Source organism: Salegentibacter echinorum (assembly GCF_900129445.1).
Taxonomy (GTDB): domain Bacteria; phylum Bacteroidota; class Bacteroidia; order Flavobacteriales; family Flavobacteriaceae; genus Salegentibacter; species Salegentibacter echinorum.
This window is the reverse complement of the sequence record NZ_FQVT01000003.1, coordinates 129,048-155,135: the sequence shown is the minus strand read 5'-3', so window position 1 is coordinate 155,135 and position 26,088 is coordinate 129,048. Positions and strand designations below refer to the sequence as shown.

At 38.1% G+C, this 26,088-nt stretch carries 16 protein-coding genes; 4 read left to right on the top strand and 12 right to left on the bottom strand.

All coding sequences use genetic code 11. The annotated features are described in order from the left end of the window. Positions 1–45: 45 nt before the first annotated feature. The 12 genes from BUA71_RS06720 to BUA71_RS06665 all read right to left on the bottom strand — a co-directional run bounded on the left by BUA71_RS06720 (position 46) and on the right by BUA71_RS06665 (position 16,501). Positions 46–5,004 (bottom strand): Ig-like domain-containing protein, encoded by a 4,959-nt coding sequence (locus tag BUA71_RS06720; RefSeq protein WP_175545939.1) that lies wholly within the window; start codon positions 5,002–5,004, stop codon positions 46–48. 493 nt (positions 5,005–5,497) lie between these two features. Further along, entirely contained in the window at positions 5,498–6,220 is a 723-nt protein-coding gene (locus BUA71_RS06715; RefSeq protein WP_072877992.1) for a response regulator transcription factor, read from the bottom strand. A 3-nt stretch (positions 6,221–6,223) separates the two neighbouring features. Beyond that, complete coding sequence (locus BUA71_RS06710) at positions 6,224–7,795, bottom strand: sensor histidine kinase (protein ID WP_072877990.1); 1,572 nt, start codon at positions 7,793–7,795, stop codon at positions 6,224–6,226. Positions 7,796–7,862: 67 nt separating this feature from the next. Then, complete coding sequence (gene coaE / locus BUA71_RS06705) at positions 7,863–8,453, bottom strand: dephospho-CoA kinase (protein WP_072877988.1); 591 nt, start codon at positions 8,451–8,453, stop codon at positions 7,863–7,865. Further along, complete coding sequence (locus BUA71_RS06700) at positions 8,450–9,406, bottom strand: YbbR-like domain-containing protein (protein ID WP_072877986.1); 957 nt, start codon at positions 9,404–9,406, stop codon at positions 8,450–8,452. The genes coaE and BUA71_RS06700 overlap by 4 nt, the downstream gene beginning before the upstream one ends. Beyond that, entirely contained in the window at positions 9,406–10,407 is a 1,002-nt protein-coding gene (locus tag BUA71_RS06695) for a glycosyltransferase family 2 protein (protein ID WP_072877980.1), read from the bottom strand. Before BUA71_RS06695 ends, BUA71_RS06700 begins: the two co-directional genes overlap by 1 nt. A 135-nt stretch (positions 10,408–10,542) precedes the next feature. Further along, a complete protein-coding gene (locus BUA71_RS06690; protein WP_072877978.1) occupies positions 10,543–11,370 on the bottom strand; it encodes an enoyl-ACP reductase FabI in 828 nt (275 codons plus the stop codon). 158 nt (positions 11,371–11,528) lie between these two features. Beyond that, positions 11,529–13,181: a DNA repair protein RecN gene (gene recN / locus BUA71_RS06685; RefSeq protein ID WP_072877976.1), complete on the bottom strand. Its 1,653-nt coding sequence runs from the start codon at positions 13,179–13,181 to the stop codon at positions 11,529–11,531. A gap of 63 nt (positions 13,182–13,244) precedes the next feature. Beyond that, positions 13,245–14,132, bottom strand: coding sequence for a type IX secretion system protein PorD (gene porD, locus BUA71_RS06680; RefSeq protein WP_072877974.1), 888 nt, complete (start codon positions 14,130–14,132; stop codon positions 13,245–13,247). Beyond that, entirely contained in the window at positions 14,125–15,330 is a 1,206-nt protein-coding gene (gene coaBC / locus BUA71_RS06675; RefSeq protein WP_072877972.1) for a bifunctional phosphopantothenoylcysteine decarboxylase/phosphopantothenate--cysteine ligase CoaBC, read from the bottom strand. Before coaBC ends, porD begins: the two co-directional genes overlap by 8 nt. A 3-nt stretch (positions 15,331–15,333) precedes the next feature. Continuing rightward, positions 15,334–15,666, bottom strand: coding sequence for a DNA-directed RNA polymerase subunit omega (locus BUA71_RS06670; protein ID WP_072877970.1), 333 nt, complete (start codon positions 15,664–15,666; stop codon positions 15,334–15,336). Between the two features lie 10 nt (positions 15,667–15,676). Next, entirely contained in the window at positions 15,677–16,501 is an 825-nt protein-coding gene (locus BUA71_RS06665; protein ID WP_072878400.1) for an outer membrane protein assembly factor BamD, read from the bottom strand. 351 nt (positions 16,502–16,852) lie between these two features. On the opposite strand from BUA71_RS06665, the gene uvrA reads away from it, so the two are divergent. The 4 genes from uvrA to BUA71_RS06645 all read left to right on the top strand — a co-directional run bounded on the left by uvrA (position 16,853) and on the right by BUA71_RS06645 (position 25,999). Next, positions 16,853–19,684 (top strand): excinuclease ABC subunit UvrA, encoded by a 2,832-nt coding sequence (gene uvrA, locus BUA71_RS06660; RefSeq protein WP_072877968.1) that lies wholly within the window; start codon positions 16,853–16,855, stop codon positions 19,682–19,684. Between the two features lie 130 nt (positions 19,685–19,814). Beyond that, positions 19,815–20,504 carry an LOG family protein gene (locus BUA71_RS06655; RefSeq protein WP_072877966.1) on the top strand — a complete coding sequence of 230 codons (690 nt, stop codon included), beginning with the start codon at positions 19,815–19,817 and terminating at the stop codon, positions 20,502–20,504. 75 nt (positions 20,505–20,579) lie between these two features. Further along, positions 20,580–23,393, top strand: a complete 2,814-nt coding sequence (locus BUA71_RS06650; protein ID WP_072877964.1) for a gluzincin family metallopeptidase — start codon at positions 20,580–20,582, stop codon at positions 23,391–23,393. A 203-nt stretch (positions 23,394–23,596) separates the two neighbouring features. Continuing rightward, the gene (locus tag BUA71_RS06645) at positions 23,597–25,999 is read left to right on the top strand and encodes an alpha-ketoacid dehydrogenase subunit alpha/beta (protein ID WP_072877962.1); all 2,403 of its coding nucleotides are present in this window, start codon (positions 23,597–23,599) and stop codon (positions 25,997–25,999) included. The last annotated feature ends 89 nt before the right edge of the window (positions 26,000–26,088 follow it).

The window sequence follows — 26,088 nt, the reverse complement described above, 5'->3', positions numbered from 1 at the left end:
ATGTGTTAATTTGAAAATTTGAAGATATGGTAATTTGAAAATGTACTAGCGTTTTATAATTATTCGTTTTACAAATTCTCCATTATTGGTAAAAATTTGTAGTGTATAAACCGACTCCTGAAGGCTTTCCAGGTTTAATTTATAAAAACGGAAATTCATGTTGTAATCCTTTTGCGTTATAAACCTACCACGGGAATCGAAAACCTTAACTTCGTTTATCTTTATATCTGTGGGTGTACCAATCTTAAAAATTCCAGCAGAGGGGTTTGGAGATATCCTAATATCGTTGAATTCAATTGATGGCTCACAGGGGGCGCCACTTACAATTACCGTAATTTCTTTTGAAGTTTTGATGCCGGAAGCATCTTCAGCTTCTACCAAAATTGAGTTTTGCCCCACATCTTCACAGGTGAAAACCGTTTTCTCCAAAGTAATTTGAAGTGGTGTATTACAATTATCTTCCGCCTCAACCCTGTTTTCATCTAAATAGAAAAATCCGTCCTCATCCAGGCTTGCGTTAATCAAATTTGTATTTATAGTCGGCGCCAATTCATCTTTTACTTCCACTTTAATGGAACAACTTCCTTCAATTCTCCCTGAATAATTAAACTGAATTGTCTTCGTACCTAAATCTGCACAGCTAAATTGATAATTATTTTTATCAAAATTAATTCCGCTTGCATCCCCGGTATATAGCTCTTCTACAGCAAGTGTGGCATTTCCATTCTCATTTAAGGAAACGCTGACTTTCTCTTTGCATTGAAAATCTGAAGTTTGTTTATCAATCACTTTTATTACACTTTCACACGACCCCTCATTCCCGGCTGCATCGCGCACGGTGAGTCTAACCGAAACATCTCCAATATCATCCCTGGTAAAATTCTGCCGACTTACAGATCGGGAAACAATGCTACAATTATCTGTGGAATTATTGTCTATTGCAGCCGCAGCTAAACTTGCGGTACCGTCTTCACCAAGCTCTAAAACATAACCGGAAATGCAACTGGCCTCGGGCGAAATGACATCAAGAACTTCAATATGTGCTGTACACAAACTGCTCAAACCGGTTTCCGGGTCTGTAGCTATTAGTGTAACTGTATTTGACCCTAAATTAGAGCAATCAAAATTTGTTTGACTCAATTTTAACTCTAAATCAGCCCTATCTCCATTATAGATAGTTTTTGGTTCCAAACTGGCTTTTCCGTTTTTATCGAGGAATATTACGTGGTTTAGACAATTTATTTCTGGCGCGGCTGGGTCGTTTTTAGTTACAGTAATTGTAACCGTAGCTATGTTTGAATCGAGTTTTCCATCGTTTGCTCTATAAGTGAACGAATCCTGACCCGTAAAGCCGGAAGATGGCTCATAGATAAAAGAACCGTCAGCATTGAAAGTTAGCGTTCCGTTGAAAACGTCAGAAACCAGGCTGGCCGTTAAATTATCCCCCTCGGAATCGGTATCATTTTGTAATATTCCCGGTGATGAAATGGGCAGAACCTCATCCTGATCTACCGCATAAGTGTCATTTTCAGCGACCGGAGCGGTATTGGGTGCAGTAGTACTGTTTACCGTGATGGTAACCGTAGCCACATTAGAATCGTCGGTACCATCGTTCGCGGTATAAGTGAATGAATCCTGACCGACATAACCAGAATTTGGAGTGTAAGTAAAAGAACCGTCTGCATTTAAAATTAGCGTTCCGTTGGAAACGTCGGAAACCAGGCTGGCCGTTAAATTATCGCCATCGGCATCGGTATCGTTTTGTAATATTCCCGGTGATGAAATGGGCAGAACCTCATCCTGATCTACCGCATAAGTGTCATTTTCAGCGACCGGAGCGGTATTGGGTGCAGTAGTACTGTTTACCGTGATGGTAACCGTAGCCACATTAGAATCGTCGGTACCATCGTTCGCGGTATAAGTGAATGAATCCTGACCGGTATAACCCAAATCTGGCTCGTAAGTAAAAGAACCATCAGCATTTAAAGTTAAGGTTCCATTGGAAACATCAGAATCCAGACTAGCTGTTAAATTATCCTCCTCGGAATCGGTATCGTTTTGTAAAATTCCAGGTGCGGGAATTGTCAAAACCTCATTCTGATCTATACTGTAAGTATTATCCACGGCTACCGGAGCGGTATTGGGTGCAGTAGTACTGTTTACCGTGATGGTAACCGTGGCTATGTTTGAATAGAGTTTTCCATCGTTTGCTCTATAAGTGAACGAATCCTGACCCTTAAAGTCGGAATTTGGAATGTAGGTAAAAGAACCGTCTGCATTGAAAGTTAAGGTTCCATTGGAAACATCAGAATCCAGACTAGCTGTTAAATTATCCTCCTCGGAATCGGTATCGTTTTGTAAAATTCCAGGTGCGGGAATTGTCAAAACCTCATTCTGATCTATACTGTAAGTATTATCCGCGGCTACCGGTGCGGTATTAGGCGCAGTAATACTGTTTACATTGATGGTAACCGTGGCTATATTTGAATCGAGTTCTCCATCATTGGCTTTGTAAGTGAACGAATCAGAGCCGATAAAACCGGTATTTGGAGTGTAGGTAAAAGAACCGTCTGCATTGAAAGTTAAGGTTCCGTTGGAAACATTGGTAACGAGGCTCGCAGTTAAATTATCGTCTTCCGAATCGGTATCGTTTTGTAAAATTCCAGGTGCGGGAATTGTCAAAACCTCATTCTGATCTATACTATAAGTATTATCCGCGGCTACCGGTGCGGTATTGGGTTCTTCTTCAGTAATCTCAACCATAAAATTACATTCAGTTTCATTACCAGCTTTATCGGTTACAGTAAACGTTACCAATCGATCTGCAGTAATTTCTGTGCCGGCAGGAGGATCCTGAACAATTGAAGGATTGCTATCACAATTGTCATTTACTGAAATTTGACCGGTGTAATCGTCTAAAATATGAGTTTCCCCTTCCTGGATCGTAAATTGAATGTTTTCAGGCGGGCAGCCTGAAATTACAGGAGCTTGGTTATCTTCCAAAGCAACCTCAAAATCACATATATCCACCAATTCCCCACCTTCGCCATTATAAACTTTTATGGTCACGCTTACAGAATCTCCATTTTCGGTATGGGACTGGATTAAATATGGCTCTGGATCGAAATGCTGTGGATTGGAAATTTTATATTTAGGGACATTATACGAACAGTTATCATCATAGTAAATAGTATCCAAATTGTTTTCTACCGGACAATCGAAAGTTGGATCTGGTACAGCTACCTCAGTAATCTCAACCTTAAAATTACATTCAGTTTCATTATCGGCTTCATCGGTTACGATTAGCGTTACCGACTGATCTGCGGTAATTTCTGTGCCGGCCGGAGGGTCCTGAACAATTGTGGGATTGCTATCACAATTGTCATTTACTGAAATCTGATCGGTGTAATCGTCTAAAATATGAGTTTCCCCTTCTTGAATTGTGTATTGAATGTTTTCTGGCGGACAATCTGAAATAACCGGAGCTTTATTATCTATCAAATCAACCTCAAAATTACATTCATCTACCAAATCTCCATTTTCGCCATCGTAAACTTTCAGAAGCACGCTTACTGAATTCTCATTTTCAGTATAGGTTTGGACTAAAAATGGATCAGATTCAAAATGTTGAGGATTTGAGATTTCATAGTCTGGAACAGAAACTGAACAATTATTTCCATAAAACAAGGGATCTATCTCACTTTCTATCGGACAATCGAAAGTTGGATCTGGTGCAGCTTCAGTTTTATACTCAATAGAAAAACTACATTCCGGCTGTGGATCACAAGGAAAAAACTCATTTTCAGGATTTAAAGATACTTCCACTAATCCTTCTCCATTGGGAGTAACTTCTGCGGTAAAATTATCGTGACGAGTAAACGTTTTAAGTTGGAAATCAAAGTTTATATCAATCCCTGTAAGCACTTCTGGAGCTGGACCAGATAACTTCAGATTATTGACAAGAATGTTACCGCAGTAATCAATTTCCAAATCGATAGGTAAATTTAATCCCTGATTAAATTCGGTTACATATTCGAAATTAGCATTGGAGTCATAAACATTTACAGAATAACTTGTAGAGATTATCTTATCGTACTCCCCTAATAAATCCTCGGGGTTTTGAAAAATTCCATTAAAAGTGATGTCGTTTTGATAATCAATTATATAGATGTACCCAAAATCATCTACTATAATACTACCAGGTGCTCCTATCTTATCTTGAGTCCCCTCTATAGTATGAATGTGATTATAGTTTTCATCAAAAACCAAAACTCTTCCATTAGGAGTTGAACCTCCACCATCTGCTATGTAAATCCTTCCATTTTTATCTACGGCAATTCGATATGGTCTATCTAATTGAAGTCCGGAATTATCAGCTGGGATAACTGTAGGGTTGTTATAATTACCCGGTTTATATACGGCGACTTTATCATATTCCACATCATAAGTACCGTCAGGAGTAAATGCTACAGTAACATAAATGTTTCCATCATCATCCGTCACTATACCAGTTGGCCCAACATCATTACTTGAATCATAATTAGGAACCTTGAAATCATCCAATTTCACAGTAGCATTGTTATAAACATTAACCTGTTGTTTATTCTTGTCTGCCAAGTATAAACGTTGATCAACTCCAGAAAGGCTTGCTTCTATATCTAAGGGTGAGTTCAAATCATCACCAGTTATAGAAGTAGATTGTTTATTTTCCGTAACTAAGTTTAGAGATTTCACTCCATTGCTATATGATAAATAAAAAAGATTATCCTTTGTGTAATGTGCTATAGAAATTACTGCATCACCAAATTCCTCCGCTAAAAATTCAGAAATCCCCTTTATGAAAATTTCAAAAGCACTCCCTTCCACTTGAAAATTTTCAATTTCAATATCTTCTCTACTTTTCGTAAACTCAGGAACTCCCCTTTCAAAATTTCCAATATTTCCATTAGATACTATAAAATCATCTTCATCCAACTGACGATTTATTGAGCCTTCAAACTTCATGTTAAGAGGGATAGGGCTCGTTTCCGTAGGGTCAGTTGCTGTGCTGGTAATTATACAGTTTTCTTGCCCAAACCCCACTCCACTTTTCAACAAAAAAAAGAAAATAAAAAGCAGGGGATATAAGCCCTTCGGAAGGTACCGAAAGTTAGGTCCTGTAGGTAAAGAATGATACTTATTCATCGTTGGATTTTGGGGTATCCAACGGCAAAGATAAAACTTGTAGTGAGAAAGTTTTAAAATTAACGTTAATTATACGGTTTTCCGTAATTTTAAAACGCAGAATCACAGCACTTCAGGTTGCGCCAGGGTAAGTTTTGTGAAAATTCCGGGGAGAAATTAATGAGAATGTCCTGCTTTTCTTACAGCGCAATACATACCTTGCCTTCCAGTAGGTTTTCTTTCAGCCTAAAATATTGGCAGCTTAAAACTTACCTGTTCAGCAAACTTATTTGGGACATTCTCATTATTCCCGGAAACTGAAAATCACCTTATGCTAAGCATCGGCATTTTCTTTGTTTTTAATCACTAGCCTAAAGCCTTCGCCGTGAATGTTAAGGATTTCAACATTCTCGTCTTTCTTAAGGTATTTACGCAATTTGGCGATATAAACATCCATACTTCTGGAAGTGAAATAGTTATCGTCCCTCCAAATCTTGGTTAACGCCAGTTCCCTTGGCATTAGATCATTTTCATGTAAAGCCAATAAACGCAGTAATTCATTCTCTTTTGGAGACAGCTTTTGTGGCTCTTCTTCCCTAAAGGTTAAAAACCTTAATTTAGAGTTTAGGTGGAAATCTCCAATTATAAATTCAAATTGCTTAGAATCTGCCACGCTGTCTGTCGCTTTACGCTGCATAATGGCCTTGATCTTCATAAGCAATACTTCACTGTCAAAAGGCTTGTTTAAGTAATCGTCTGCTCCTACTTTATAACCTTTTAATACATCTTCTTTCATCGCCTTCGCGGTTAAAAAGATGATAGGAATTTCTTCATTTTTCTCCCTTATCTCTTTCGCAAGGGTAAAACCGTCTTTGTACGGCATCATTACATCCAGGATACAAAGGTCGAAATCGTCTTTTTTAAACTTTTCAAAACCTTCCATTCCATTTTTGGCGTGGGTTACTTCATAGTCGTTCATCGCCAAATAATCTTTTAAGACCGTTCCAAAATTTGGATCGTCTTCTACTAACAAAATTTTCTTGTCTTCAGTTTCCATATATTAAGATATTAGTGGTAATTTAATTATAAATGTGCTTCCTTTTCCTTTTTCGCTTTCTACCGATACCTGCCCGTGATGGTCGTCTATAATCCGTTTCGCATAGGCCAAACCTAAGCCATGACCCTTTACGTTATGGATATCACCGGTATGTTCGCGATAAAATTTATCAAATATTTTCTTTTGCGCCAGCTTGGTCATTCCAGAGCCCTGGTCGCGTATTTTTAAAATGATATAATTCTTTACGTTTTCGGTATAAATATCAATTTTTGGTGCTTCTTCTGAATATTTAACCGCGTTATCCAGCATGTTCACCACTACATTGGTAAAGTGGTCTTCATTGGCCAATACCGAAGATCTTAAGGCCCCAAAATGGGTTTGTACATAACCGCCACGATCCTCTACAATAAGCTCTATGTGTGTAATGGCATCTTCTACCAGTTCGTGCAGCTGTAACCGCTCTTTTCTAAGATCTAATTCGTTCTTTTCTAATTTTGAAATTCTCAAAACGTTTTCCACCTGGGCGTGCATACGCTTATTCTCGTCTCTTATCATTTTAAGATACCGCTTCTTTTTTTCTTCATCCTGCGATATCTTCGGATTTTTAATCGCATCTAAAGCCAGGTTTATCGTTGCTATGGGAGTCTTAAACTCGTGCGTCATATTATTGATAAAATCGGTCTTTATTTGGGAGATTTGCCGCTGTTTTATCAACTGTGAAAGTGCGCTGGAATAGGCGATCACTATAATTAATGTGAATATTATAGATAATGCGGCCATAAGCACTATAGAAGATAAAACAACTTTCTTTTTTTCAGTAAAATTAACCAGCAGTTGGTAGTTACTGTTGCCCATCCCGTCTGCAAACAAAGGCACGCTATAAGTGGCCGATTGACTTATCGAAAAATTATCACTGTGCAAATTGGTAGAAATACCGTTGCTGTAAACACCAAATTCAAATTCCGATTTTATATCGCGCTTTTCCATCTCCCGCTCCAGTAGTCTTTTTATTTCCTTCCCGCTTACCCTTTGATGTAATGGCAACTTACTGGTATGACCGGCAATAGATTCCCGAAGCAGATTTTTTTCATACTCATCCATTCTAATGATTCGTTGAATTTGCTGCTCGGAGCTACGATTAACACCGTCAATATCCTTTCTATTGGTAATTATATTGGTGACCTTTTTGTTAATGAGCTTGGTAAAAGGAATACTATCCCGGGCAGACTCGATAAAACCGGAAGAGATTTTATAATCTTCTTCTAAAATAGCGTCGGAGTGAAAAAGGGTTTGATTGCGTAATTTATTCTCATTGATATAAGAATATTCGGTAAGCGTAGCAGATTTCAGCCGGCTATTGGTACTATCGGCATCTTTAAATTTAATCCAATAGTTTTCAATCTCCTGGTTTTGTATCCTGTCGGCTACCTTTAACAATACCTGTTTTACATCGTAGGTAAATTGAGCCTCTTTATCATCTACAGTACTTTTAATCCAGTATCCCTGTACGAAAATAATACCGATAAGGGAAAGACTCATCAGAATTACGAGAAGTAAAAAAAGCTTCTTTTTCATGTCACCAAAAGTAAGATTTTAACATTTAGGGCTTCAAGCGTTTAACCAAATGTTAACAAAACTTCTGCTAATTTTCAACTTGTTTTAAGAGATTCTCATGTAATTCGATAACCTGTACTTTGGCAAGACGCAAATCGTGATTTTCTATTTCAAAATCGGCCAGTTTTCGTTTTTTTTCATCGGGCCATTGTTTGGCCATTCGGGCTTCAATTTCCTCCCTGGTACTTTTATCTCGTTTTTGCAAACGAGTAATACGCTCTTCTTTATTGGCAGTAACCAAAATTGTAAAGTCACAATTTTTAGCACCTTTGGTTTCAAATAAAATAGCCGCTTCATAAATTACATAAGCCGCTGTTTGTTTTACTTTCCAGGAATCGAAATCAGTAGCTACTGCAGGATGGATTATCTCGTTAAGAGCATTCAGTTTTTCAGCATCCTTAAAAACAAGGCCCGCTATATATTTCCTGTTAGGCCGGTTATTTTGATAAGCTTTATCGCCCAGGAGCTTAATTATTTCAGCTTTAATTTCTACTGAAGTTTCCATAAGTCGTTTCCCGGCATCATCGGCAATATAAACCGGAATCCCCAGCTCCTTAAAAAATTTAGAAATGCTGGTTTTCCCACTTCCAATACCACCGGTAAGTCCTACTACCATCATTTCTTTATCACAAATTGAATTTTACGCTCATTAATGCGCAAATTATTTACAAATTTTGGTTTCTTTGAAATATTAGCAATCATATAATCCTCACCCGAGTCCACTACATTATAATCTACAACAACCCTAAAATCTGAAGCTTTTACCATCTCATACTGTTCTAAATTCACTTGAAAGTAAATTAGTACTTCTTTAGGAAAAATCGTCATATCCACCCCGTCAGGTAAATTAAGAATCTCCACCGGCACCTCTACTTTTCCTTCGGTAAATTTTTCTACTTTTTGCGAATAGAAAACCTCATTTTGATAAAAACCGAGCATTCCCAGGCCGGTAGTATCAATTTTAATCTTCCCGTTGATATTGCTGTTTATATTGTTAATCTTCTTTTTTACGGTATTTATAGATTTTAAGGTATCTATGATATCCTGGGGACCGCTCACCATCACAGAATCTGGCTTAAGCGTTACAGGCTCGGTTGCAGAATAACCAATAGCATAGTTTAGCGAGAACTGCGGCTGTAATTTTACATATGTCTTTGCCTTAGGCTGAAATTTTACAACCACTTCTTCTTCCAGAAAGGTAGCATTCTCCAGGTCTATATCTACCTGTTCCTCTAAAAGCTCCCTGTTAATTTCAAAATTATAAACCAGGGTACCGTCTTTTTCTTTGGCTTTACCAAGATCTATAATTACCTGGGGACGTATAATTTTATAATACCATATTGTAAAACCTTTATCGGCGATTCGCAATGCCAAATGCTTTGGTTTTTCTTCACTAAGGCTTTTATCTAATGGTTTATTTTCATACTTAATAGGTATCTGGATTACCTGGGTGTATTCTTTAGAGATTTGTACTAAAAACCATATAATGGAAGAAAACAGCAGAAAAAAACTAAATGTTTTTAAGCTGGATCTTTTAATTTTGGGACGTTTAAACCTAATATTACTAAACATTATTTAAAGAATAATTTTGGAAACTCCTGCTCGGGATCTTTCTTTAAAATTTGTATTTCCCATACACTTACTAAAAAACCATAACCATAACCAAAAAATTGCACCAGGGTAGCATAAATCGCCAGGAACCCAATTTTCAGGCTTTTATTTTTAATACCCGCATCTATTCCAATAATCACAAAATATAAGATATATAAATCAAATAAACCCCAAAAACCAAACCTTAATAACAGGATGGCTAAAAGAAATCCCAGCGAGAAGACCGAAGGAAACCAATAGGTGATTTTTGCAGAGCCGGGATGCCAGCTATTTAAAATAGGCCTTACCAAACCAAATTTTCTAACCTGGGTATAAAACTTACCCCAATCTATGCGACGTTTATGAAAGACGACTGCTTCTGAAATAAGTCCTAATTTAAACCCCTGTGCCTTTAAACGCAGTGAAAGATCGGGGTCTTCCCCGGGATGAATTTTTCCAAATCCGCCGGAAGCTTCAAAAGCTTCTTTAGAAATCCCCATATTGAAACTTCTTGGTTGAAAATCCCCCACCGAAGCTTTTTTACCTCTTATTCCTCCCGTGGTTAAAAAAGAAGTCATGGTATAGTCTATGGCTTTTTGCGTCTTACTAAAAGATGGATGAGACGCATCTGGGCCACCAAAACAATCCAGGTAATTATGTTGCAAGTAATCATCTACCTGCTGTAAATAATCTTCGGGCAACAAAACATCTGAATCCAGGATAAGAAAGTAGTTTCCTTTTGCTTTTTGCATTCCGAAATTTCGGGAATTTCCAGGCCCTGAATTTTCCTTAAAATAATAACTAATCTGAAGCTTATCCTCAAATGCAGAAATCACTTCTTTAGCCCGAATACTGGAACCGTCTTCTACAATTACAACTTCAAATGGCTTTGAGAATTGCAAACGCGACATACTTTGCAATAACTCTCTAACTTCCCCGGGCCGGTTAAAAACCGGAATTACAAAAGAATATTCCAAATCCATGGCATCGCTAAAGTTTGAATTTCTATTGTTTACATTGAAGGTTTAACGCTCGTTTATTTCAATAAAACATAAGCGTCGAATTTATAGAGCTAAAAAAACCCGTCTGCTTAAACAGACGGGCAAATAAATGCTTATTTATTGTTCTTCCTGTCCTTTTATAAAAGAATTCATTACTTCCAGGCTAACCCCCATGTTGGAGAATCCACCATCGTGAAAAAGGTTTTGTAAAGTAACTTTTTTAGTTAAGTCTGAAAATAAACTCACTGTGTAATCAGCACATTCTAAAGCACTTGCATTACCCAGCGGCGACATTTTATCGGCATAAGCGATAAACCCATCAAAGCCTTTTACTCCCTGTCCCGCGGTAGTTGGCGTTGGCGATTGAGAAATAGTATTCACCCTTACCTTATGATCTTTTCCGAAGAAATAACCAAAGCTACGCGCTATAGATTCCAAAAATGCCTTATTATCGGCCATATCATTATAATCTGGAAACACGCGCTGTGCTGCCATATAACTAAGGGCTACGATGCTGCCCCATTCGTTCATCGCCTCTTTTTTGTACAATACCTGCATGGTTTTGTGAAAAGAAACGGCAGAAATATCCCAACCTTTTTGGGTAAAGTCATAATTCTGCTCGGTGTAGTGTTTTCCTTTTCGCACATTTACAGACATCCCGATAGCGTGGAGCACAAAATCGATTTTGCCACCTAAAATCTCCATAGATTTCTCTACCAAATTTTCCAGGTCATCTATTTTTGTAGCATCGGCAGGAATGATTTCAGAATTGGTTTTTTTGGCCAACTCCTGAATGCTTCCCATTCGCATGGCAATTGGCGCGTTGGTGAGTACAAACTCCCCGCCCTCTTCTTTTACACGTTCGGCAGTTTTCCAGGCGATAGAATTCTCATCTAATGCGCCAAAAATAATTCCTTTTTTTCCTTTTAACAGGTTATATGACATGGTCTCTAATTTTTATTCCTCATCAAAGATTAGCGCACTCAAAGCATGTTTGGAAACTATAAAATTTCTGTCTTACTCTAAGCTTGTAGCCTCTCTCCAAGGTTTTTGATTAATTGTTAAGGCCGTAAAGATAGCAAAAATACCTTCAGGCCATAGTATTATTCGAGCAAGGCCCGGGCGTGTGCCAAAGCCGAATCTCCTATGTTCTTTCCGCCTAGCATCATCGCGAGTTCTTCTACTCGTTCATTTTCCGCTAATTCTATAATTTTTGTGGTAGTATGACTTGCCGAGTCCTCTTTAAAAATTTTAAAATGACTGTTACCTTTTCCGGCAATTTGCGGTAAATGGGTAATGGCAATTACCTGCATGGCATTCCCCATGCGCTGTAAAATTCCCGCCATTTTTTGTGCAATATCCCCCGATACCCCGGTGTCAATTTCATCAAAAATAATGGTAGGTAATTTACTTTGGGCTGCCAAAATACTTTTTACCGCTAGCATAATCCTGGAAAGTTCTCCCCCGGAAGCCGCTTTTTTAATCTCTTTAAAATCGCCACCCTTATTCGCTGCCAAATACCAGAATAATTCATCCCGTCCATTGGCCAGGAAGTTAGGAGCTTCCTTAAGTTCTATTTTTAATTTAGCATTGGGCATTCCCAAATCAGATAGCAAATTTTCTGCTTCTTTGATAAAAGCCGGAATAATTGATTTTCGACTGCTATGTAATTTCTTAGCAACCGTATTCAATTTTGTTTCCTGTTTTACAATACCGGCTTCCAGCTCTGCCAGGGCATTTTCGGCATTTTCACTCACAGAAACTTTCTCTTGAAGTTCTTCCTGAATCCTTAGCAATGCTGAAATATTTTCTGCGGAATGTTTTTTCTGCAAATTGTAAATTAGCTGAAGCTTTTCGTTGATAGCTTCTAACTCTTCGGGATTGGCTTCTACTTTTTCTAAGGCATTGGCAACTTCAGCAGAAAGATCGTCCAATTCTATAATCACGCTTTCAATACGCTCGTGAAAATTCTCGTAATTTGAAGCCAATTGCGAAATTTTAGCCAGCGAGGTTCGCGCCTGCTTTAAGCTCTCTAAGCTTCCTATCTCTTCCTGTTCTAAAGCATTTAAAGTTGCACTTAGGTTTTCGGTGAGCTCTTCTACATTGCTCAACTCTTCATAGCGCGTTTCCAGGTCTTCCTGCATGCCTTCTTTGAGTTTTGCTTCTTCCAGTTCGTTAAGCAAAAAAAGGTTGTAATCGTATTCTTTGGTCGCCTGGGCCTGTTCTTCTTTAAGGTTAGACAGGCGCTTTTTTAAATCTTTATAAGCTTTTAATTCTGTTTTATATTCCAGAAGCAAACTATCACTCTTGGCAATGGTATCTATCACCTGAAATTGATAGTCGTTATTCCCCAGGGAAAGTGTTTCGTGCTGGCTGTGAATATCGATAAGGTATTGCCCTAATCTATTGAGCGATCCTAGTTTCACCGGAGTATCATTCACAAATGCCCGTGATTTCCCGGAAGCTAAGATCTCCCGACGAATAATCGTGGTTTCCTCATAATCCAGATCTTCCGCAGCAAAAAAATCTTTTAAATGATAATTACTAATATTAAAATTACCTTCTATCACACACTTTCTAGCAGTGTCGCGAATACTTCCATAATCGGCACGATTTCCCAAAAGCAACCCCAGGGCGCCCAGCATAATTGATTTTCCGGCACCGGTTTCCCCGGTAATAATAGTAAAACCCTCTTGAAGTTTAATATTAATATCTTCAATTAAGGCGTAGTTTTTTATGGATAAAGCTGTGAGCAATGTGTACTTAATTTGCGATAAATATAAGGGAGAAATAATTCTCAATCAACAGGAAAAGTTCCTTTATTGCAGGTTTTTCCAATTCCTGGAATAACGTGGTGCCAGTCCGTTTAGGGTTTGCTCTAAACGCGGACTCTCAATTTGCGGCCCGTCACTAAAAATTTGAGAAATTTCTTCTGCTTTTGCGTCAAAAAAAGTACGCAATAGCAAAGAATTGTTTCTTCGTGAATTCATAGACTTTAAACCTTCCAGGGCATTAGCTATAGTTTCTTTTCCGGCTTTCGGTTCCTTGTGCATCACGTCTAATCCCAAACGATGATAATTATACAGCGTGTTGCGATATTCCGTAAACATATTAGAAAGTAAATCGGTATTTAGGCGGTAGCGGGAGGCCTGCCCATCAGATCCGCTCCAGCCGGCCCTTCCACTTTGTTGCGCGGTATTTACAATTTTACTAGCCTCCTCAAAATAATCGGTGCCCCCTTCTAATTCAAAAGTATCGGCATCGAGGCCTAGAATGGTGTAAACATAAAATGAAACAACAGACACCAGATTATTGGAAAATGAATTCTGACTGTAATTTAAAGGTTCGTACTCTCTATAATTAAAGGTAAATTGCTCATCGTTAAAATTAAAAACCGGGGTGATCATCCCAGAGCCATAAACAGGTCGTGAAGACTGCACCTGGATAGTGCCGCTAAAGGATTCACCTTCAAATTCCTTTATGGTAATAAACATACTGCAATTAATGCGCTCCCCGGGCTCAAATTCTTTACTTGTCCAGGTGGTTTGGTTTACAAATTCTCTTAGGGAATTTTCCAGCGTTCTAAAAACCGAGAGGTTACTTTGCCCCGTTTGCTCGGTATTTATCACAACCTCGCAATTAAGCTCCTGGGCGTTTACACTCAAGAAGCTACTTAGCAAAAAAATAAATATCAGCAGTTTACGCATCTAATAAATGTATAATTTCATGAAGTATATCGGCAGCTACTTCTGTTTTGCTTTTTAACTCAAACTGCTTTTCAGAATCTTTAAATACCAATGTAACCTTATTAGTATCACCCTTAAAACCGGCTCCTTTGTCCTGCAAGGAGTTTAAAACAATAAAATCGAGATTTTTTTGCTCTAATTTACCCCGGGCGTTTTCCATTTCATTATTGGTTTCTAAAGCAAAACCAATTAATTTTTGATGGGATTTTTTTTCTCCCATGGAAAGTAAAATATCTTTGGTTTTGGTAAGTTCCAAGCTTAAATGTTCTTCTGCCTTCTTTATTTTTTCTGTCGCTGTAGTTTTTGGGGTATAATCTGAAACCGCTGCTGCTGCAATAGCTACATCTACCGTTTCAAAATGTTTGTGCACAGCTTCAAACATATCTTGTGTGCTTACTACAGGAACAAGTTTTACCTGTTTATCTTCCAGTTCGAGATTGGTAGGGCCTGAAATTAAAATAACATCTGCCCCCAGTGCCGCTGCTTTTTTAGCCAGCTCGAAGCCCATTTTTCCACTGGAGTGATTCCCTATAAACCTCACGGGGTCTATAGCTTCATAAGTAGGCCCGGCAGTTATAAGGATTTTTTTGTTTTTTAAAGGTAGGTTTTTTGTAAAATGATCCTCCAAAAATTCAACTATTTCTTCAGGTTCTGCCATTCTACCTTCTCCTTTTAAACCACTAGCCAGTTCGCCTGTTCCTGCGGGAATCATTATATTTCCGAAGGATTTTAATGTTTCAAAGCTTTTTTTGGTAGAAGGATGCTTGTACATATCCAAATCCATAGCCGGCGCAAAGAACACGGGGCATTTAGCTGAAAGATAAGTAGCGAGTAAAAAATTATCGCTGTTGCCGCTTGCCATTTTCGACAAAGTGTTAGCCGTGGCCGGGGCCAAAATAAAAAAATCGGTCCAAAGACCGAGTTCTACGTGATTATTCCACACCTCATTTTCTTCCTCCTGGGTAAAGCCAGAAAAAACTTCGTTTTTAGATAAAGTGGAAAGCGTAAGCGGAGTCACAAACTCTTTAGCCGCCGGGGTCATCACGACTTTAACATTCGCCCCGGCTTTAATTAGCAATCGTACTAAAAATGCCGATTTATAAGCAGCGATACCAGCGCTTATTCCCAGCAGGACATTTTTGTCTTTTAGTACAGACATTTTTTAAGCTTCAGATTCTACGTCTTTAGTATTACGATAGTAGATCTTACCATCTAACCACTCCTGAATTGCCAAAGAATGTGGTTTTGGTAGTCTTTCGTAAAACTTAGATACCTCTATTTGTTCTTTATTTTCAAAAATCTCGTCCAGACTATCGTTATAAGTCGCAAATTCATCGAGCTTTTCCAGCAATTCCTTTTTGATTTCGGTATTGATTTGCGTTGCTCTTTTTGCTACTACCGAGATTGCCTCATAGATATTATCTGTTGGGGCATCTACCTTATTTTTATCTATGGTAATAGTGTTTATTGGTGCGTCTGAGTTTTTAATATCCATCTTTTTACTATTAAAAATTTTGTAAGCGTGATTGTATTTCTTCTACCGAAGCCTCAATTGGCTCCGTATATTCTCCTTCCGGATAATACTTCTTGTAATCTTTATAATATTCCATTGCCGTTTTAAGGCGTTCTTCCATTAAATCCCTAAAACTATTTATGGCTAATCTGTAAGCCGAGTCGAACCGGTAATAATAAGCTCCTTCTCTAAAAGGTGACCCGGGATTCTCTGACAAAAAGTTATTGAAAGAGGTAATTGCCGCCCGGTAGTTACCAGATCTTGCTTCACCGGTTAAATGATATTGTTTGGCAATTTCAAACTCTTTCTTTTCCAGTTTAACCCGCAACTCTGTGGCCATCTCGTTAGCCTGCTCAACATGATCTCCCTGCGGAAAAGCATTTAAATAACTTTGTAATTCTGTTATTGCCTTTCGCGTGTCGGTTTGATCTATATCATAGCGCGGAGAAAGCTCGTAAAAACTTTTTGCTTTTTTATAGGCCGCCTCTTCTAACTTCTGACTTTTAGGATAAGACTGCGAAAAACGCTCAAATTGATATGAAGCATTGTAATAGTCTCCCAATTCAAAATAAGTATCTGCGAATAAAAAACTTAATTTCTCACCTTGTGGCTTGCCTCGATATTTTGGCACTATTTGTTCAAATAACCTAAGGGCTTTTCTAAATTTCTTATTACTATCTTCAGCTTTACCTTCATCATAAAGCTGCTCTGCAGCGGTATATTTCTTACCGGTTTCGTCACTTTTTAGTAACTTCTGGTACTCCCCGCAAGAAACGGTTAACAGTAAAACTCCTACGATTAAAAGTGCTTTCTTCATTTTTTGTAAAAACATCTGGCAAAAGTACATTTTTCTCCAATATAAAAAAAACTTTGTGAACAAGGTTGCGGAAAGTAGTTGGCAGTGTTCAGTGAGCAGTTTCAGTGAGCAGTAGCAATATTCAGTTGAAAGTATTCAGTAAAAACCACAAACAACAAAAGATGACCACGTCCTCCGTCCTCGCGATAAAGCAATTTGACTACGGCTGACAACTGAGAACAGACAACTTCACAACCGACAACCGAAAACCGAAAACCGGTAAAACTTTAAACCATTATTAACATTGGTTAAAACTAGCTTTCTTTTTAGTTAGCAACACTTTAAGTATCTTTGCCACCTTTGACAAAAAATATGGCTAAAACCGAAGAATATATAGAGGTATTGGGTGCACGTGTACACAACCTCAAGAATATAGATGTTCGCATTCCTAGAGAAAAGTTAGTAGTAATTACAGGACTTTCGGGCTCGGGAAAATCTTCACTGGCTTTCGATACTATTTATGCGGAAGGCCAACGCCGTTATATCGAAACTTTTTCTGCTTATGCCCGTCAATTTTTAGGCGGCCTGGAACGTCCCGATGTTGATAAAATTGAAGGCCTTTCGCCGGTAATTTCCATAGAACAAAAAACCACCAGTAAGAATCCGCGAAGTACCGTAGGAACGATCACCGAAATCTACGATTTTTTGCGTTTGCTTTATGCCCGGGCTGGAGAAGCTTACAGCTATAAAACCGGGGAGAAAATGGTGAGTTATACCGATAGCCAGATTAAAGAGCTCATTTTAAAAGAGTTTAAAGGTCAAAAAGTATCTGTTTTAGCTCCGGTAATTAAGTCCAGAAAAGGACACTACCGTGAATTATTTGAACAAATCGCCAAACAGGGGTTTTTAAAAGCGCGGGTAGATGGGGAAGTTCGTGACCTGGTAAAAGGCATGAAAATAGACAGGTATAAAACCCACGATATTGAAATTGTAATTGACCGTTTAAAAATAGACGATAAAACAGATGCGCAAAAACGTCTCGACGAAAGTATTACCACGGCCATGTACCACGGCGGGGATTCGCTTATGATTTTAGATAAGGACAGTGGAAAAACCCGCTACTTCAGCAGAAACCTTATGTGCCCTACCACGGGCATCTCCTACCCTAACCCAGAGCCGAATACATTTTCTTTTAATTCACCCAAAGGAGCTTGCCCAAAATGTAATGGAATTGGCACTTTATACCAGGTGAACCTCGATAAAATTATTCCAGATTCTTCTAAATCCATAAAAAATGGAGCTCTAGCACCACACGGTCCACAAAAAAAGAACTGGGTTTTCTCACAGTTAGAATTAATTGCCCAAAGGTGGGATTTTAAATTGACAGATCCCGTTTCTAAAATCCCAGAGGAAGCTATGAAGTTTATCCTCTATGGCGGGAAAGAAACTTTTAGCAAGGAATCTAAAGAAATTGGCGTTACCCGGGATTATAAAATAAATTTTGAAGGAGTAGCTAATTTTATTGAAACTACCTTTAAAAATAACGATTCCACTTCACTTAGACGTTGGGCCAAAGAATATATGGACAATGTAAGCTGTGCTAAATGTGAAGGCACCAGGTTGCGAAAGGAGTCGCTATATTTTAGAATTCACGATAAAAATATAGCCGAACTGGCTTTAATGGATATTGAAGACCTGGCACTTTGGTTTGACGGTCTTGAGAAAAAACTAAGTGAGAAGCAGAATAAAATTGCTTCTGAAGTTATAAAAGAGATTAGGACCAGGATTGGGTTTTTAGTAGATGTGGGACTTACTTATTTATCACTAAATCGCGGGTCTAAATCCTTATCTGGCGGGGAAGCTCAAAGAATTAGACTAGCAACTCAAATTGGTTCACAGCTGGTTGGGGTGCTTTATATTTTAGATGAGCCAAGTATTGGTTTGCATCAGCGAGACAACGAAAAACTCATTAATTCCCTTACTTCTTTAAGGGATATTGGCAACTCTGTTATTGTAGTAGAACACGATAAGGACATGATAGAACGTGCCGATTATGTTATAGACATAGGACCAAGAGCCGGAAACCATGGCGGTGAAATTATTAGCGAGGGACCACCTTCAGCATTAAAAAAACAAAACACCCTTACCGCTTCATATCTTAACGGAAATAAAGAAATTGCTATTCCGGAGGAGAGAAGAAAAGGAAACGGGAAAAGTATAGAACTAAAAGGAGCCACCGGAAATAACTTAAAAAATGTTTCAGTGAAGATTCCTTTGGGAAAAATGATTGCGGTGACCGGGGTTTCTGGAAGTGGAAAATCTACCCTTATCAATGAAACGCTTTACCCTATAATGAATGCTCATTATTTTAATGGCGTAAAAGAACCAAAGCCTTACACTAAAATTAAAGGTTTAGAGCATTTAGATAAGGTTATTGATATTAACCAATCTCCTATTGGAAGGACTCCGCGTTCCAACCCTGCAACTTACACGGGAGTTTTTTCTGAAATAAGGAGTCTTTTTGCCAAAACGCCCGAGTCATTAATTAGGGGTTATAAACCCGGAAGATTCAGTTTTAATGTAAAAGGAGGAAGATGTGAAACATGCAGGGGCGGCGGATTACGTGTAATAGAAATGAACTTTCTCCCAGATGTGCACGTTGAATGTGAAACCTGCCACGGGAAGCGTTTTAACAGAGAAACTTTAGAAATTCGTTACAAAGGGAAATCTATCGCAGATGTTTTGGAAATGACTATAAATGAAGCGACTAACTTCTTTGAACCTATTCCTAAGATATACCGAAAATTAAAAACCATAAAAGATGTTGGTTTGGGTTATATCACGCTGGGACAACAGAGTACCACGCTTTCTGGTGGGGAAGCCCAGCGCATTAAATTAGCTACCGAGCTTTCTAAAAGAGATACCGGGAACACTTTCTATATATTAGACGAGCCAACCACCGGCCTGCATTTTGAAGATATTCGCGTGTTAATGGAAGTACTCAATAAATTAACCAATAAAGGAAATACCGTCCTTATTATAGAACATAATATGGATGTAATAAAAATGGCCGATTATATTATAGATATTGGCCCTGAAGGTGGTAAAAATGGCGGTAAGGTTATCGCCAAAGGAACCCCTGAAGAAGTGGCTAAATCTAAAAAAGGATATACTGCCGGCTTCTTAAAAAAAGAATTAAAATAATAAAGGATCTCGAGACAACCCCACGAGGCATTTAATAATAAAATTGTGTTGATCGTGAAAATCCAATTCCCGGTGGCTATCGGAATCAATAGGACGAATCTCGGTTAACAAGTAATAAGACAAAAACAATATGACGAACAATCTTAAGAATAAAACCTGGAATGAAATAAAAAGCAACGACTCCTGGGCGATCTTTAAAATTATGGGCGAATTTGTAAATGGCTATGAAAAACTTAGCCAAATAGGTCCCTGTGTATCAGTATTTGGATCGGCACGTACCAAACCAGATCAAAAATATTATAAACTGGCTGAAAAAATTTCAAAAAGAATTGTTGAAAACGGCTATGGTGTGATTACCGGCGGTGGACCCGGGATTATGGAAGCGGGAAATAAAGGAGCACATCTTGGCGGTGGTACTTCGGTAGGATTGAACATAGACCTGCCATTTGAGCAACATGACAATCCATATATTGATAACGATAAAAGCCTGGATTTTGACTATTTTTTTGTGAGAAAGGTAATGTTCGTAAAATATTCCCAGGGTTTTGTGGTTATGCCAGGAGGTTTTGGCACTTTAGATGAACTTTTTGAAGCCATAACCCTTATCCAAACACACAAAATAGATAAATTCCCAATAATTCTGGTAGGAAGTGATTTTTGGAGCGGTTTGGTAGATTGGATTCAAAAGACACTTTTAGACACTTTTCAGAATATAAGCGGCCCCGACATGGATTTGGTGCAGGTAGTAGATACTGAAGATGAAGTGATTGAAATACTCAATAAATTTTATGGAGAATACAATCTTAGTCCTAACTTTTAATGAATAGTTAAGTTGGGATGAAAAGTTTGTTTATATTTAGCTGAATTTTTAATATAAGCTAAACGATATTCCCACTTGAGGTGTTTTTTTTTCTTTTTATTGCTATTAGCATTACCGGGATCGGGTTTTGCCCAAAATTCCATCCGATTAGATGCTAGTTTAAACGATAGCACGCGCACTTTTTCCATTACCCAAAACCTGGTGTATGCCAATACCAGTAAAGATACTTTAAACCACATATACCTAAATGACTGGGCTAATGCTTTTAGAAGCACCTCTACTCCACTTGCTAAACGTTTTGCCGAAGAATTTTCCCGACGGTTCCAATTTTCAAAAGAATCAGATCGTGGCGGCACCCATATTATAAATATCGCCAATAATAAAAAGGAAAACCTGCAATGGCGAAGACCAGAAAATGCTCAGGATCTTATTAAGATTCAACTCGTAAAACCATTGCTTCCCGGTGCAAAAACTAGTATTGATCTTCAGTATAAAGTGAGGATTCCTTTAGATGATTTTACGCGGTATGGTGTAGATTCAGAAAACAATTATAAACTTCGCTATTGGTACATTACCCCGGCTGTTTACGACGATGGCAGGTGGCAGGTTTACAGCCATAAAAATCTGGATGATCAATATAACGCGATGTATGATATTGAAATTAATCTTACCACGCCACCAAAATATTATGCAACTTCAGCCTTAAATTTTGAAGGAGTTTCCACATCAAAAGATAATAAAACAGTAAAATTAGCAGGTAATAATCAATTACATTCCAAACTTTACCTCACCAGCTCTTTTCTATTTGAATCTTTAAGGACTGCAAATCACGAAGTGCTCACCAATGTGGCCGATGATGAGCTGCAACCGGAAGTTAAACGACTAATTTTAGATAGGATTGTAAATTTTTTTCAGGATCGCCTGGGGCCATTTCCGCAAGAGAGCATTTTTGTAACGCGTGATGATTATTTAAATAGTCCCATTTATGGATTGAACCAATTACCGGGATTTATAAGACCATTTCCAGATGGATTTCAATATGACATCAAGCAGTTTAAAACCATTACTAATAATTTATTAAAAAATTCCATTCATATAAATCCGCGGAAAGAAAAGTGGGTACATAACGCTATTCTCGTTTCTCTTATGATAGATTATGTAGATGAATATTACCCAAAAATGAAGCTATTGGGAAGTCTAAGCGATATTATTGGTATTCGCTGGTTCCACGCTGCCGATTTGGAATTTAACGACCAATATCAATTTTTATATATGAATATGGCGCGGCTTAACCTGGACCAACCGCTTACCATCCCGCAAGATTCCCTGGTAAAATTCAATAAAAATATCGCAAGTTCCTACAAAGCCGGGATAGGACTTAAATATTTGCAAGATTACCTGGGAAATAAAAGCGTAGATAAATCCATAAGTGACTTTTATTTGGCAAACAGCTTAAAACCGACCTCGGCTGAAACATTTGAAAAAATTCTGAAACAAAATGCCGGCAAAGATATTTCCTGGTTCTTTAAAGATTACCTCGATACCAACCAAAAGATAGATTTTACGATTAAAAGATTAGAAAAACGCGAAAAGACTCTTCGTGTGACCATAAAAAATAAAAGAAAAAATAACTTCCCTGTTTCCCTTTATGGTCTAAAGGATGGCGAAGTGGTTTTTAAGCAATGGATAGACAATGTTCACGACACCAAAACGCTTACTATCCCCCGGCAGGATGTGGACAGGCTCGCTTTAAATTATGAGAAAAAAATACCGGAATTCAACCAGCGAGACAATTATAAAGCGGTAACAACCTTGCTAAATAAGCCCATTCAATTTAGGTTGTTACAGGATATTGAAGACCCGCGGTATTCCCAGTTATTTTTTATGCCAGAATTTAGCTATAACCTTTATGATGGTTTTTCTATGGGTCCAAAAATTTACAATAAAACCGTATTATCTAAGACTTTTAACTTTAATATTGCGCCAAAATATGGTTTTACGAGTAAAACCCTGGTTGGTTCTGCTTCAGTGTACAACAAGCATCAATTTGAAAACAAAGAACTTTATTCTATAAGATATGGAATTGGAGGAACTCGCTATTCTTACGGTTATGATCTGTTTTATACAAAATACACTCCATTTTTAAGTTTTTCATTTCGGGATAAAAATCTTAGAAATAATGAGCGACAAAGTCTGCTTATTAGAAACGTGAATGTGAGAAGGGATAAAGATCCTATGAAGCCGTTAGATCAGCCAAACTACAATGTCTTTAATATCAATTACCGGTACAGTAAACCACATTTAGTAGATTATTATGCCGCTTCTTTAGACTTTCAACTGGCAGAAAAATTCAGCAAACTTGCAGTAAGTTTAGAGTACCGTAAATTATTTAAGAATAACCGTCAACTTAATCTTAGATTGTTCGCTGGTACCTTTCTGTACAGCGATAAAATGGACTCCAATTACTTTAGCTTTGCTTTAGACCGGCCTACAGATTACCTTTTTGATTATAATTACTACGGAAGAAGCCAGGGCAGCGGACTTTTTAGTCAGCAGATTATTGTAGCCGAAGGCGGCTTTAAATCTCAGTTAGAGCCCGAGTATGCCAACCAATGGCTCACCACAATTAACGCCAGCACAAATATTTGGAAATTATTCTTTGTTTATGGCGATGCGGGTTTGGTAAAAAACGAACACAGAGAGGCTAAATTTTTATATGATGCAGGCTTAAGGGTTAGTTTGGTAGATGATTATTTTGAAGTGTTCTTTCCCGTGTATTCTAATCTAGGTTGGGAAGTTGCTCAAGATAATTACGATCAAAAAATTAGGTTTATTGTATCCTTAGACCTAAATACTTTAATTAGACTCTTTACCCGAAGATGGTATTAACGAATATTTATAGAGATAATTAATTCTTAGCTTTCTTCAACTGAATTATCTAAGACTTATTTTAATCTAATTTTTTTATAGATTTATTATTAAAACAATTATTAAAATGCGTTTTGTTATTTAATTCTTAAAAAATGCAGTTTTTAATGAATTGTATATAATCTAAGTTTTCGTTACATTTGTTACTATTCAAAACAATGTTCATGCAAAGCGAAACAAAAACTAAAGATTCAATTTCTTTTGAAGATTTTAAAGCCGAAGTCCTGGCAGATTACAAGATAGCTGTGACTAGCAGGGAGTGTAGCCTTTTGGGAAGACGCGAGGTCTTAACCGGAAAAGCTAAATTCGGAATTTTTGGAGATGGAAAGGAAGTTCCTCAACTTGCCATGGCAAAAGCATTTAAGAACGGAGATTTTAGATCTGGCTATTACAGGGATCAAACCTTTATGATGGCTATTGATCAATTTACTATAGAAAACTTTTTTGCCGGCCTATATGCCGATACTAATATAGAGAACGAACCCATGTCTGGCGGAAGACAAATGGGGGGGCATTTTACTACGCATAATCTTAACGAAGATGGCAGCTGGAAAAATCTTATGGAACAAAAAAATTCCAGTGCAGATATCTCGCCTACCGCGGGCCAAATGCCACGTCTTCTAGGCCTGGCACAAGCGTCAAAAATCTATAGAAAGGTAGAGGGAATTGAAGCCGATAAATTTTCTAATAACGGGAATGAGATTGCCTGGGGAACCATTGGAAATGCCAGTACCAGCGAAGGACATTTTTGGGAAACCTTAAATGCCGCAGGTGTGATGCAAGTGCCAATGGTGTTAAGCGTTTGGGATGACGAATATGGTATCTCTGTACACGCCAGGCACCAAACCACTAAAGAGAGTATTTCTGAAGTCGTTAAAGGTTTTCAACGCGATGAAGAGCACAAAGGTTTCGAAATTATTGTTGTTAAAGGTTGGGATTATGTAGCGCTTATAGAAGCTTATGAGAAGGCTGAAAAAATTGCCAGAAAAGAACATTGTCCGGTACTAATTCACGTAGTAGAACTTACCCAACCGCAGGGTCACTCTACTTCAGGTTCTCACGAACGTTATAAAGATAAACAACGACTCACCTGGGAACGGGAATATGACTGCAATGTAAAGTTGCGGGACTGGATCATTGAAAATAATATTAGCAATGATGAAGAGCTTCAGCAAATTGAAAAAGAAATAAAGAAAAGAGTTAGAGAAGGTAAGAAAACTGCCTGGAATAACTTTTTAGCACCCACCCGGGAAAAACAAAAAGAATTGCTGGCTACGCTTTCTAAGTTAGCGAAAAACACTGAAGAAAAAGATGCAGTCATTGCCCTGGCGAAAAAATTAAAGAGTATAAAAGAAGCCTCAAAAAAGGATCTCGCTCAAATCGCACGAATAACCTTACGACATATCCGCAAAGAAACTTCTGAAGAGAAAGCAGAGTTACTTTCGTGGTTAGAGGATTTTAATGCTGCTGCTTTAGAAGATTATAGCAGTCACCTTTACAGTGAAAACAATACCCTTCCGGAAGAAGTTTTACCAGAATACGATGAAACTTCTTCTGAAGTAGATGCAAGAATTATTTTAAGGGACAACTTCGATCAAATTTTCAGCAATAATCCGGAAACATTAATTTTTGGAGAAGATGCCGGCGAAATTGGTGATGTAAACCAGGGATTGGAAGGACTTCAGAAAAAATATGGCAAACTTCGGGTTGCCGATGTAGGCATACGTGAAGCAACTATTTTAGGCCAGGGAATAGGAATGGCGATGCGCGGTTTACGCCCCATAGCAGAAATTCAATATCTCGATTATGTGTTGTATGCAATACAGGGAATGAGTGATGATCTGGCTACTTTACAATACCGTACCAAAGGAAAACAGAAGGCGCCATTAATTGTTAGGACCCGCGGTCACCGCTTAGAGGGAATATGGCATAGTGGTTCACTAATGGGCGGAATTTTAAACCTAGTTCGCGGTATGTACGTGCTGGTGCCTAGAAATATGACCAAAGCCGCAGGATTCTATAATACACTTCTGGAGCAGGACAATCCCGCGATATTGGTAGAATGTCTTAACGGCTACCGTTTAAAAGAGAAAATGCCGTCCAATTTAGCTGAAATTAGAACTCCTATTGGAAAGGTGGAAACTGTTAGGAAGGGCGAAGATATTACCCTGGTTTCTTATGGCTCTACGCTGCGTCTGGTAAGACAGGCCGCCGAAGAATTAAAAGAACTTAATATTGATGCGGAAGTAATAGATGTTCAATCCTTGCTACCATTCGATCTAGATCATGAGATCGTGGAGAGTGTGGAGAAAACCAATAGATTACTGGTTATAGATGAAGATGTTCCTGGTGGGGCATCTGCCTTTATCTTAGACCAAATCCTAAACAAACAAAACGCCTGGCGCTATCTAGATAGTAAACCACAAACCTTAACTGCGAAAGAACACCGGCCTGCTTATGGTAGCGACGGCGACTACTTTAGCAAACCTTCCATAGAGGATATTTTTGAAAAAGTATATAGTATTTTTAACGAAGTAAAGCCGGAAGAATATCCTGCACTTAGTTAATATTTGTTAGATAATTTAAGAGGTAAGCCCCGGTCTTTAATTAGATTGGGGTTTATAGTTTTGAAGTCTCAGGAATTTATCATTAAAGG